Annotated in this window: 8 protein-coding genes; 6 read left to right on the plus strand and 2 right to left on the minus strand. The window is 35.5% G+C overall.

The window, feature by feature from the left end; genetic code table 11:
• Positions 1-236: 236 nt before the first annotated feature.
• The gene (hemQ, locus tag ACIPKN_RS26625) at positions 237-986 is read right to left on the minus strand and encodes a hydrogen peroxide-dependent heme synthase (RefSeq protein ID WP_142509392.1); all 750 of its coding nucleotides are present in this window, start codon (positions 984-986) and stop codon (positions 237-239) included.
• A gap of 157 nt (positions 987-1,143) precedes the next feature.
• Between hemQ and lipL the strand changes: the two genes are divergently transcribed.
• Complete coding sequence (lipL, locus tag ACIPKN_RS26630) at positions 1,144-1,977, plus strand: octanoyl-[GcvH]:protein N-octanoyltransferase (RefSeq protein ID WP_400941982.1); 834 nt, start codon at positions 1,144-1,146, stop codon at positions 1,975-1,977.
• 46 nt (positions 1,978-2,023) lie between these two features.
• On the opposite strand, the gene ACIPKN_RS26635 is transcribed toward lipL, so the two are convergent.
• Positions 2,024-2,671 (minus strand): RsfA family transcriptional regulator, encoded by a 648-nt coding sequence (locus ACIPKN_RS26635; protein ID WP_142509390.1) that lies wholly within the window; start codon positions 2,669-2,671, stop codon positions 2,024-2,026.
• Between the two features lie 499 nt (positions 2,672-3,170).
• On the opposite strand from ACIPKN_RS26635, the gene ACIPKN_RS26640 reads away from it, so the two are divergent.
• The 5 genes from ACIPKN_RS26640 (at position 3,171) to ACIPKN_RS26660 (ending at position 11,811) form a co-directional block, all read left to right on the plus strand.
• Positions 3,171-3,395 (plus strand): YuzB family protein, encoded by a 225-nt coding sequence (locus tag ACIPKN_RS26640; RefSeq protein ID WP_049667962.1) that lies wholly within the window; start codon positions 3,171-3,173, stop codon positions 3,393-3,395.
• A 314-nt stretch (positions 3,396-3,709) separates the two neighbouring features.
• Complete coding sequence (locus ACIPKN_RS26645; protein ID WP_400941985.1) at positions 3,710-5,083, plus strand: HD domain-containing protein; 1,374 nt, start codon at positions 3,710-3,712, stop codon at positions 5,081-5,083.
• A 489-nt stretch (positions 5,084-5,572) separates the two neighbouring features.
• Positions 5,573-10,780 (plus strand): collagen binding domain-containing protein, encoded by a 5,208-nt coding sequence (locus tag ACIPKN_RS26650; RefSeq protein ID WP_400941987.1) that lies wholly within the window; start codon positions 5,573-5,575, stop codon positions 10,778-10,780.
• A 550-nt stretch (positions 10,781-11,330) separates the two neighbouring features.
• Complete coding sequence (locus tag ACIPKN_RS26655) at positions 11,331-11,600, plus strand: hypothetical protein (protein ID WP_400941989.1); 270 nt, start codon at positions 11,331-11,333, stop codon at positions 11,598-11,600.
• A gap of 46 nt (positions 11,601-11,646) precedes the next feature.
• Positions 11,647-11,811, plus strand: a complete 165-nt coding sequence (locus ACIPKN_RS26660) for a hypothetical protein (RefSeq protein WP_400941992.1) — start codon at positions 11,647-11,649, stop codon at positions 11,809-11,811.
• Positions 11,812-12,181 lie beyond the last annotated feature (370 nt).

Raw genomic sequence — 12,181 nt, forward strand, 5'->3', positions numbered from 1 at the left:
TTTTTATGACAAAAATTCAAAGCCGGTGAAATTTTACTGATCGTAAAATTTCACCGGCTTTTTAGTTTAGGGAGGGGTTTTGTCCCAGCCTCTTTTATCTTCATTCAGCTGAAGACTCCTACCTTATGAAGTCAGAGAGATGAATGCCGATGTGGATCCTTCTCCAAACATCTACTGAATGATGATAAAGCCTCCGGACGCAATGACGTCAAGGCGAAATTGATATTGAAATCATTTTAGACAGTTAAGAATTTCACAAGTTTTTCGTTATCAAGAAGGTTACCAACGAAGAATGCACCAAACTCACCGTAGCGAGCTGAAACTTCATCAAAACGCATTTCATATACTAATTTTTTGAATTGTAGTACGTCATCTGCGAATAGTGTTACGCCCCATTCATGATCATCGAAGCCAACAGAACCAGTAATGATTTGTTTAACTTTACCAGCATAGCCACGACCAATCATACCGTGAGAACGCATTAGAGATTTGCGTTCATCCATTGAAAGCATATACCAGTTGTCATTGCCTTGACGACGTTTATCCATAGGATAGAAGCATACATGCTTAGCACGTGGAAGTTCAGGATATAGACGAGCACGCACATGTGGATTTTGGTAAGGATCTTCGTCTGAATCACCTGCTAAATAGTTAGAAAGCTCTACAACAGATACATATGAATATGTAGGAATTGTAAAATCAGCAATCGCCAATTTATTGAATTCAGCTTCAAGCTCTTGTAGCTCTTCCATTGTTTCACGTAATGTCATAATCATAAAGTCAGCTTTTTGACCAACGATTGCGTAAAATGCATGAGAACCTGTTTTAGCGATATCAGCTTCGTTTAATTTTTCTAAATATGCAATGAATTCTTCTACTGCTGCTTGGCGTTCCTCAGCAGAAACTAGTTTCCATGAAGCCCAGTCAAGTGAGCGGAAATCATGTAAAGCGTACCAACCATCTAAAGTAATTGCTGCTTCATTCATTATTAAGAACACTCCTTTATAAGTGAATATCATTCAAATTTTAGTTTATCATAGTTTGTACAAATTCCCTAAGTTCATGATTACATTTCACGAATTTGACACCTTCGATAGATAATGTATTCTAAAGAGAATAGATGTAGATAGAGGAGTTCCAATCATGAAAAGTATTTTACAACAGCCGATTTGGCGTTTTTACGATCAATCCATTAGCGCAAAGCAAAGATCGCCACTTGAATCCTTTGCAACAGACGATACTTTATGTCAGTTAGTAGGGCAATTAGCTTCTCCACCAACTATACGTACATGGGTACATGATGCATCGGTTGTGCTTGGTATTCAGGATCACCGTTTACCATATGTGCAGCAGGGCATGGATTTGCTCAAAGAACGTGGCTATGATCCTATTGTACGCAATTCAGGCGGATTAGCAGTTGTGCTTGATGAAGGTGTACTGAATATTTCTATTGTTTTATCTGAACAAACGGAAGCGCTAAGCATTAATGATGGCTATGATGTCATGGTAGCTCTAGTAAAAGGATTGTTCCCTGAAGTATCGGATCAAATTGAAGCCTATGAAATTGTAGGCTCCTATTGTCCAGGTTCTTATGATTTAAGTATTGCAGGGAAGAAATTTGCGGGTATTTCTCAGAGACGCTTACGTCAAGGAGTAGCAGTGCAAATTTATTTATGTATTGAAGGAAGCGGTTCTGATCGAGCAGCACTCATTCGTGACTTTTATGAGGAAAGTCTAAAAGGTGAGGAAACAAAATTTACGTATCCTAATATCGTCCCTGATGTGATGGCGTCATTATCTGAACTTATTGATGCATCATTAACAGTGGAAGCCGTTGTTATTCGTTTACAGCAGCTTCTTCACAATATGGCAGAAGAAATTCGGGCTGAATCTTTTCATGATGAAGAATTAACGCAATATGCGTTTTATTTACAACGTGTTTTAGATCGGAATACGAAAATGCTTGAACCAAAGTAAAGCATAATCGTGAAGGTACCAAATTCAAAGAAAAAAAGCGATGCTGCTAATTAAGCGCATCGCCATTTTCTTGTGTATAAGGGCTACTTGTAACAAGATTTCCGTTTTTCTCCATTTTGAAAACAGGTGCAATTCGTTCTTCCTCTTCATCTAGTGTTACTAGTCGTCTTGCACGGTTCATAATTTGTACAAACTGCTCGTAATCTTTTCGAATAGCTCGATTTTCCTCTTCAAGCTGTGTAATTGTCTTCTCTAGTTTTTTATTTTTCTCGGATGTTACGTGTACTAGTTGTCTCCATTTTGAAGACTCATTACCTATTTCACCAGAGTGCTGTAAACGTAGTAAATAGGCTATAACAATATCAAGATTTAATGCAGATAGAGGAATTGATTTACCCTCTGCGGCACTACTATTAACTGTAAACATACTAGAAGCACGACGTCTTGCTGGAGCTCCTAACACTCGCATTCTTTCTTTTCTTTCTTTTTTTGCTTCTGATAATTGTTCCTCGTATTCTTTACGAACAACAGCATTCCAACGAAAACCACATGCAGCAGCAGTACGATTTAAAGCATCACCAGCTTCTTCAAAGGCATTTAATTGTGTACTACCTTCCGTCACATGGCGAATTACCGCCTCAGCTAATAATTCATCGTTTTCTTCTAACCAAGCATCTTGTCTTACTTTACTCATATTAAAATCCTCCCACCTTTATTTGGAACTTTTATTTACAATTAGCATGACCAATCTTTTAACCTTTTATTCATCTATGTGGAAGGAATTATTATGCTTGAATACAAGGGGAAAAATGCGATACAATACCCGATGTAGGTTTGTACGTATGCTACATACTTAACTATGTGAAGTCATACGTTCAATAGAAACGAATTTTTGAATCAATTATGCCTCGGCATAATTACGTCCGGAATCGGCTTTGTGCTTGCACAAAGAACCTCATCCCGATTCCGTGACATCTGCCGGAGGCTTTAACTTCTTTTAGCGGATGTTTGGACACCCGCTAAAAAAGTGATCTAAAACCGCATTTATCTCACCACCTATAGAATGGGAGACTTCTGTAGCTGACGCATTGCTTTCGCTACCAAGAGATCTGTACCTGTCGCTACGCTTTCGGTCAAAAGACACTTGCTGAAAGAAGTTAAGAAAATACTATATAGAAAGGGTTGTTGACAAAATGGCAAACGAATTTAAAGTTTGCGATGAATGTCAGGCCGTTAACTTAAAAACGTTAATTCCAAAATTAAAGGAAATCGATCCTGATGCAACCATCGAAATTGGCTGTCATTCTTATTGTGGCCCAGGACGTAAAAAAACATTTACCTTTGTAAATAGCCGTCCTGTTGCTGCATTAACGGAAGAAGAACTAATGGAAAAGGTTTTAGCAAAGTTAAAAAAATAAGTAAAACAAAACGCTATCTTCACTAGTCTAGTTGGAGATAGTTTTTGTTTTTTTCTGCATTTTTAATATCTACCGATAGAAGAATCAAAGCTACGAATAACTAACGAAGTGATGGATAGAAGAGCCAGAGCGACGGATAGAATCATCGAAGTGAACGGAAAGAAGAGTCACTTCGATGGATAGAACGTATAAAGTGAGGGGCGAGAAGCTTTACTTTCGCTCCATTGCTTGGAAATTAGGTCAATAGAATCCTAAATTAAGACGAGAATACAGCGAGTTAGGTTGATAGTCTCTATAATTAAAAGTAAATATGTATGCTAGTCCTATATTTATCGCATATAATAGAACAAATAGGAAACGGGGGTGCTGTACAATTGACACATTATGCAAAAGCTAAATTACAAGAGGAAAAAGTATTCAAGGATCCAGTGCATCGCTATGTGCATGTACGGGATCAAGCGATTTGGGATCTAGTTGGTACGAAAGAATTTCAGCGATTACGACGAATTCGCCAGCTCGGTACAACGTTTTTAGTGTTCCATGGAGCGGAGCATAGCCGTTTTAGTCACTCGCTTGGCGTTTACGAAATTGTACGCCGCATAGTAGATGATATATTTGCAGGTCGTCCTGAATGGGATGAGGATGAACGATTGCTTGTGCTTTGTGCAGCCCTATTACACGATTTAGGGCATGGGCCATTTTCACACGCTTTTGAAAATGTCTTTGAGCTTGATCACGAATTTTATACAAGACAAATTTTACTCGGCGATACAGAAGTGAATGCAGTATTAAAAAAAGTATCAGCTGATTTTCCAGAGAAAGTATCACAGGTAATTGAAAAAACATATCCGAATAAGCAGGTTGTCAGTTTAATATCTAGCCAAATAGACGCAGATCGTATGGATTACCTACAGCGTGATGCTTATTTCACTGGCGTAAGCTATGGTCATTTTGATATGGAACGAATTTTAAGAGTGATGCGTCCGCGAAAAAATCAAGTCGTTATTAAGACGACGGGCATGCATGCGGTAGAGGATTATATAATGAGCCGCTATCAAATGTACTTACAAATTTATTTCCACCCAGTATCTCGCAGCGCAGAGGTTGTTTTAAATAATATTTTAAAACGCGCTAAAGAACTAAGCTTGGCAGGCTACAAATTTAAGCACGAGCCTACACACTTTTTAGCGTTTTTCCGTAACTCAATTACGCTTGAAGACTATCTTGCATTAGATGAAAGTATTCTTTTTACATATTTTCAGCTTTGGATGCAAGAGGAAGATGCTATATTAAGTGACTTAAGCCGCCGTTTTGTTAATCGAAAGTTATTTCAGTACATCGATTTAGACCCAGGTGTTGAGTTGGATAAATATCAAAAACTCCAAGAACTCTTCAAGCAAGCTGATTTAAATCCAGAATATTATCTTGTCCATGATACGACGGCAGATCTACCTTATGACTTTTATCGACCTGGAGAGGAAGAAGTGCGTGTTCCTATTTTCTTAGAAATGAAAAATGGAGAGCTACGAGAGCTATCGCGTGAATCTATTATTGTTGATTCTATTTCTGGCCGCATGAAGCGAGATCATAAAGTCTATTTCCCACTAGATTTCTTAGAAGACAACAGTACCCATTCCGATATTAAGAAGCAAATATTAGCCATACTTGAAGGAAAAGGGAAAAAATAAAAAATTTTTTTATGTATAAAAATATGTATATAAAATAATTAAATTAAATAGTATTCCAACATACAAATAGTGAAAAACAGTGAAAGTACTCTAATTGAGTTACTTTCACTGTTTTTTTGTTGTGTATAAAGATGAAAAAAATGGAAAAAATATAAAATTTTTTAGAATCTTTTAAATAAAAAGTCCGTGATTGTTTAGAAATTGTTTAGTATTATCTTTTATAATGAGCCTAAAACCCTATAGGGGGTGAGGCCTATTGTTGAAGGTGTCACAAAAGTACTATGTATACATTCTAATTGTACATCGAATATACATAAGTCATCATGAATACCTACTCCGAGTACTTAATAGAATGTATGACGACAACTGAATAGGAGGAAAGAGAGATCAACCGATGTTTGTAGCATACCTTTACAAAATGTAGAAAGGATGCAACGTCGTCAGCAAACACCAACAGGTATCCCTCTGAACTTAGAAAAGGAGAGAAACATGAGGAAATTTAAAAAACTAAACATAGCAATAATCTTAATGCTACTCGTATTCCAAACAGTGCTATCACCGATATCAGTGTTTGCGATTGAAGACACCTCTTCAACACCATTAGAGTCTGAGCAACAAGATCACAACCAAGAAATTGGAAAAGATGGTAAAGAATCTAGTGATATTACTAGTATCAAAAATGGAGAAGGTGGCACAGAAGATAAAAATCCGAGTACATTAGATAAAGATTCAAGTACAGAGGATAAAAATCAAAGTACAGTAGATGAAAGTCCAAGTACAGTAGATAAAGATCCAAGTACAGAGGATAAAAATCAAAGTACAGAAGATAAAAATCAAAGTGCAGATGACCTTAAGGGCGAAGGGGACGATGCTAAAAAAACAGTAGAGGGTGAATCACCACAGCTATCGAATGAACAAATAACACCTGGTCTACCTGTTGATAGAGAAGATCCTAATTTTAAAGAGAAAGTCACTTTAAAAATTAATGGGGCAGAAGTTTCTGGAACATCGGCACAAGGAAAAGTTGGAGATTTTGTAGAATTTAGAGTGGATTTAGGTTTAGTCCCAGGTCACCAATATAGTGCAGGTTCTACTTTAACTTATACATTGCCGAGTCAATTTGCAGGTCTAAGTGGAGACACACCATTATATTATCAAGGTGCTTTAATTGGTAATGTAGTTGTTTCAGGGCAAACTGCTACTCTTACATTCACGGATAAAATTCGTGATGAAGCTAATGCGGGTACAATAGTAGAAGATGTTTATTTCACTATTAAAGGTGAACTACAATCTGTAGGTGATGGTTGGTTACAGAATATTGAAGTGCCAGGATACCAGACGATTGAATTGAATTTTCAACCAGCTAATAGCGGTCAAGCAGTTTCTAAATCAGGTAAAGCAGACCGTGATGGTAAAAACAGTGAATTTATTACTTGGACAGTAGATGTTAATACGAACTTAGATGTGAATAGTAATACTGGTAATACTATATTTACTGACACATTAATTAATCAACATAGCTTTGAAGGCATTCCAACTGTAACAGAATTAAGTATTTCTCCAACGGGAACTATATCAGTAGGTAAAGAATTAACACCTGCACCACCGACAACTATTAATGATAATACAATGACAATTGACTTACCAAATAAGCAACATACAGGTTACCGTATTATTTATACAACAAAAGTTGGCGATCCGGGTAATGTTGAAGAGGCAAACTTTGGTAACGTTGCTACTTACAATGGAACATCAACGAAACCAATTTATGTGAATGTTGAATTTGGTACACCTTTAGAAAAGTCAAGTTCAGGTCCTAATATTGCTGATTTAACAACAGAATGGAAGATTAAATACAACTTTAATAAGCGTAATATTCCAGCAAAACAGGCAATATTAACTGATGTATGGGATGAGACACAAATTTTAGCCGGAAATGTAGACGTTTATGATGAGAATGGCACGCCTGTTGCTAAAGAAAAATATAAATTAACTCATAATGGAACAAATGGTTTCGAATTGTCGTTTAATGACGATGTAACAGAAGCATACGTTATTAAATACAAAACTAGGCCTGACGATGGTGTATATCCGACAACTGAAATTACAGTAAAAAATACAGTTACTCGTGAGGATGGTTTGGAAAGTATCGCCTATTCTCATTATAAAAAGAATGAACTAGTATTAGACAAATCTGCTCTTGGCGTTGACTACCAAAATAAAACAATATCATGGAAGATTGTGGCGAACCAAGCGAAATATGGGTTGAAATCAGGTGCAATATTTGAAGATACGTATGGTGATTCATTACTAAAATTAAAAGATGGTAGTTTAACAGTCACAGTTGATGGTAATGAGTTTAAAGACTTTACTTTAGATAAAACAGAAGTTGACGGTAAAGAAACAGGATTTATTCTTAAATTAGAACAGCCTGTTAATGGTGTAATTGAAATTAACTATACAACAGATTATGAAATTAAAGATATTGGTACAAATGATCGTACTTACACTAATACTGTGAAATTGAAAGACACTGGTATATTCAAATCGGAGTCGTCTGATTCAGCAACGCAAAAGGTTAAAGAAGAACAAAAAGCAAATGGTAAAAAAGATGGTTATTATAACTATGAAACAAAAACATTCCATTGGGATGTTGAGCTAAACTTTAACTACAATGAGTTCGAGGATGCGGTGTTTAAAGATACACTAGATCCATCTCAAGAAGTGATTAGTATTACAGTAACTGAAGGTGAATTAAATTCAGCGGGAGAATTTGAACCAGTCTCATCAAAAAAATACACTAATAAATCACCTAACAAAAATGAAATCATGCTCGAATTAGGACCGATTAAAGGACCTTATAAGGTGACGTATACATCAAAAGATGCTGATGCTGTATTCCCACATGGTTCTGATATTACAATTAGTAATAAAGCAGCATTGTATGAAAAAACAAGTACTAAGCCTAACGCAGAATGGGAGAAAGATGTATCGGTTGCTCATACTAAGAACATCTTAGATAAAACAGGCAAACAAGTAGGTAATTCTCCGCAAGTTAACTGGAATTTTAAGTTTAACTATGCTCAGTCACAATTAAATAACATCGTTATTACTGACACTGTAGATAAAGACAGCGAAGGTAATCCAAACCAATTGATTTTAAAAGATTCATTTAAAGTATATGAAATGAATTTTACAGGGACTAATCCAACACCGACTCGTGGTAAAGAAATTAGTTTATCAGATGCTAATTTTAACGTTGATATTGAAAAAGGTACGTTTACATTAAAATTACCTAATGGTGATAAAGCATATTACGTTACGTACTCTACAGTATTTATGGGAGCATCAGGTGAGAGTTTAAACAACACAGTAGATGTTGCTTATACTAGTACAGATGGTGAGCATGGTCAGAATGTATTTAATAAAAACAACTTCACTTATGATGGTGGTGGTAAAGTTGGTAAAGTACCATTCGTCATTATCAAAACGGATGCAGCAACTGGTTTACCAATGGAAAACGTTAAGTTTGACTTACTAGGACCATACACAGGTAACACCGTGTTAGCGTCAAAAACAACACGTGCAGATGGCTATTTAAACTATGGCTTAAAATTAGCGCCAAGTACTGCTGGTAAGAAATATAAAGTAATTGAAGAAACACAGCCAGGCTATGAGCCATTAACAAAAGAGTTTGAACTTGATGAAAAGGAAATCGAAACATCAGGTAAGTATGCTGGTTTCCAAGTGATTGAAATTGAAAACAAACCATTAAGTGGTTTAGCGTGTACAAAATTTGGATTAACAGTATACGATATTGACGGTAAATTAGTTAATGGAACAGTAACATTAGTAAGTGAGGCGACGGGTTTATCAGAAAATTATCCCGTTGAAAACGGTAAAGTTACTTTTACTCCAGACCAAGTTAAAGCTGGTCAATACGATGTTTATGATTCAAACGAAAATAAGCTAGGTAGCATTACAGTGAAATACGATGATAAATGTAAGGATGAAAATGTAATTCAACCAGCACCTAAGTGCGAAAACTTCACAATCGTGGTTGAAGATACAGACGGAAATATCCGTACAAATATTAAAGATTTAACATTAAAATCAGGTACTACAGAAGTAAAGGCATCAACAGACGCATCAGGCAAGTTTATTTTTGAATCAAACAAAAATAATCCTACAAATGGTGTAAAGCCAGGTGAGTATCTGGCGTACGAAGGTAAACAATTCTTAGGAACAGTAAATTTAACGTATACAAAAGATTGTGGGCATGAATTTATCATTAAACAATTACCAAAATGCGAAGAATTCAAATTAACTGTAAAAGATGTTGATGGTAATAAAATTAAGGATGATACTACAAAAATCGTTGTGAAAGATGCTGCCGGTAAAGAAATTATTAATACAACAACTAAGACAGGCGTTATTGTATTACGGGATTTAGACCCAGGTACTTACGCAGTTGAAGTTGATGGTGAAAAAATTGGTACTTTCCAAACAAATATCGAATGTGAAAAATCAGTTCAACCAGCACCAAAATGTGAACTATTCACATTAACGGTGAAGGATGAAAATAGTAAACCACGTCCTAATGTTAGCAATATCACAATCAAAGATGAAACAGGTGCAATTATTGCTACAAACCAAACGACAAATGAATTAGGACAAATTACTATTGAGCCTAAAGAAATTCCTTCTGGTAAGTATCGTGTATATCAAGGTGATCTATTCATTGGTCAAATAACAGTTAAATATTCAGAAAGTTGTTATGCAGAAGTATCAGCAGCACCTGCCTGTCCTGAGTTTACATTGACTGTACAAACTAAGTTTGGAATGCCTAATGCGAATGCAAAGATCACAGTAAAAGATGCTAATGGAAATATCGTTAAGGGTGTAGACAACAGTGAAGTTCTAACAACTAGTATTACTGGAACGGTTGTATTGCCAAACGAAGCTATTAAACAAGGAACGTACTATATATATGAAGGAAGTAGTTTAATTGGCTCATTTACTGTAAAAGATACATGTTCTGCATTAGTAAAACCAAATTCTGATCCAGGCCCAGGACCAGGTCCAAACCCTGATCCAGGCCCAGGACCAAAACCAGAACCGGAGAAACCAGTTGATCCAAACAAGCCAAAACCAGAACCAGAGAAGCCGGTTGATCCAAACAAACCAAAACCAGAACCAGAGAAACCAGTTGATCCAAACAAGCCAGCTCCAGAACCAGAGAAGTCGGTTGATCCAAACAAACCAAATCCAGAACCGGAGAAACCAGTTGATCCAGAAAATCCAGGTAACTCAACAACAGATTCGAAAAATCCAACAAATCCTGGAAAACCTGAAACAACAAAACCTGGAAAACCATCTGTACAAGAAGTCATTGACCAAGGGAAAGACTTAAAGCCATATAATCCTTCTACAGCAAATAAAGACACTTTAGATGCATATAAGGATTTCCTCGATAAATACAACAAGTTATCTAAAGAGGAACAGGAAGAAGTAGCAAAATCACTTGATATTGACAAAATCAAAGCAGATGCAAAAGAAATGGAAGCGCAGTTAAAGGCGCAGGGTAAACTGCCACAAACAAATGGAGCAAATCAAACAGCTCTTACACTAATTGGTGTGGCTCTCGTTCTAGGTGCATTATTCTTATTGCGACGTCGCAATACAGAAGTGAAATAATTTTCAATAAGAAAGTCCTAAGATTACTCTGTAAGATTAAGTACAGGTAATTGTACTTTGAGTCAAATTTAGTAACACTTTAATAAAATGTTACACATTCAATAAAAAGCACGTTACTAAAAACGAAAAGTTTAGTAATGTGCTTTTTTATTTTTGTATAATTTATTAAAGGATTATACATTTTACAATTTTACTAATAAATAAGTTAAAGTTAGAACAAGCGTTCTGTTATAGGTGGTGTTAGATTGTATTGTTATGATTATTGTCCAAAAGGAATACCGAGTAAATATCAATTATTAGTATTTAAAGATAACCAACATGTCCCTGCATAAACAGATTATTTCTATGATTGTTTAGGAAGAATTGATAAGAGTTCTGCTACGTCTTATTTAAATTGCCTGCTTCCATTTTTTAAATGGTTGGAGCTAGAAAGTAATTATCAAGGGAAACGAGTGAAAAGGAATGATTCATCTGAAATAATACGAATAGTTGTAGAAGATTATTTAATGCTTGAGCTGGCATGTAAAATTCGAGAGATACCTTTCGATTTGTGAAATTAACAAATAAAAGTCCTATTACAATCAGTCGCTTTTTATTAGCATTAAAATCTTTTTATAAGTCGATGATTCGATTGGAGCATTATGCATATAACAATCCATTCATAGATGGGCAAGATATTTTGCATGATTATAGCAATCAACATGGTGTTAGAAAAGATAAACCTAGAATGCCGAATATTTCAGGGACAGAAGATGCTATTCCTCACAGAAGATTAACAGATTCCTATTTCAAAATTATTAAAGAAGAGTGGCACAAATAATAGATGATGGCAATTTACCATATCAAGTTTATCAAGCTGGGGAAAAGTGGATTGGTCACAACGGGAAATGTTGATTGCACGTATGTTGTTCGAAACAGGTGCAAGGATATCTGAAATCATTCAATTAACAATAGGAGACTATCGCCAACTAAAGAGCCATCAAGAAGTTGCTACTTTTAACAAAGGTAGTCATGGTCGAAAAATAAAGTAGCTCTTATAGTTGGTAGATGTGGAACAACAGCACCTGTTTCTTTTTTTCCATATATAGTTCTATTCGTTTTTTGTTACATGGATTAATTTTTGAAACAAATGAGGGGAAAATTGTAACGATTAAAACTCATATTAATAGGGGTTGAAAAATACATTGCAGAAAATCAAGAACGATGGGTAACTAATCAATTTGAGCAGTTTAAGTAGAATAATGAGATACAAAACCAGCCTTGTTAAATTACTTTTAACTAGGCTAATTTTTAACTATCTTGTTCAACTAAACCAGCTAATAGGATGTCAATATTTTTCTCTAAAATTCTAATTAACCTTATGTTATACTATTTTGAGCATGACAAATAGCCCTCCAAAAA

The organism is Lysinibacillus sp. NPDC086135 (genome assembly GCF_044746345.1).
Classification (GTDB): Bacteria; Bacillota; Bacilli; order Bacillales_A; family Planococcaceae; genus Lysinibacillus.